General features: G+C 41.5%; 1 pseudogene. It reads right to left on the bottom strand.

Annotated elements, in window-relative coordinates:
• Positions 1–46: 46 nt before the first annotated feature.
• Positions 47–509: pseudogene (locus ACFIO5_RS11510) on the bottom strand (crossover junction endodeoxyribonuclease RuvC).
• Positions 510–769 lie beyond the last annotated feature (260 nt).

Genomic DNA, 769 nt, shown 5'->3' with positions numbered 1-769 from the left:
ACCACTTATCCAGTCATACAAATAAAATCTTACCCATGGCATTGCATTAGACATGCGTACCCCCTTCTTTCATTAGATATAAAATTGCCAAAGCATCTGCTTCGTTGTCATCTTTAGGCGCGTGCCCTTTTGCACACACCGCTTTAATCATCTCTTCTTTTGAGGCATTGCCTTTTCCTGTCGTTTCTTTCTTAATCGTCCCAACGGGAATGCCTTCATAAGGAATTTGGTGATGTTCACACCACGCCGTTAAGGTTGCTAACAAGCCGCCATAAACATGCGCTGCATCCGTCCCTACATGACGGCGCACTTCTTCAAAATACACCGCATCAATTCTCCTTGCTGTCATCTTCATTTCAGTAAGCCATTGTTTAAAACGCAAATAACGCATCCCACCGCCTTCAAAGCGACGGGGCTGAAAATTCATGACGCCACTGAATATATGACCATCAGCACCGCATATAGCCCAGCCAGTCTTGACAGAGAATGCTTTGTGCGTTAGTGATCATAATCCCCCCTTAAGGCTCTACGTATTTATATGTGTGCTATGACAGAGCGTGTAGTCATAAGTTTAAAAAAGTGGACTAACTTAATTCAGAAATACACCGCATACTTCAAACTTCACAAAACTAAGAGAAACAAATCTCACTTACTTTTTTTCTGATTTGTAGATCGCATGCATTTCTGCAAACTATCTACGAAATGTTTTTTGAAACCGTATGCATTGCTATATGCCTTTATAGACAGTGATGGTCCTAAAGCACTTTGA

This window comes from Bartonella sp. AA86SXKL, from assembly GCF_042196885.1.
Note: the sequence above shows the minus strand (reverse complement) of the source record. Positions and strands in the feature narration are given on the sequence as shown.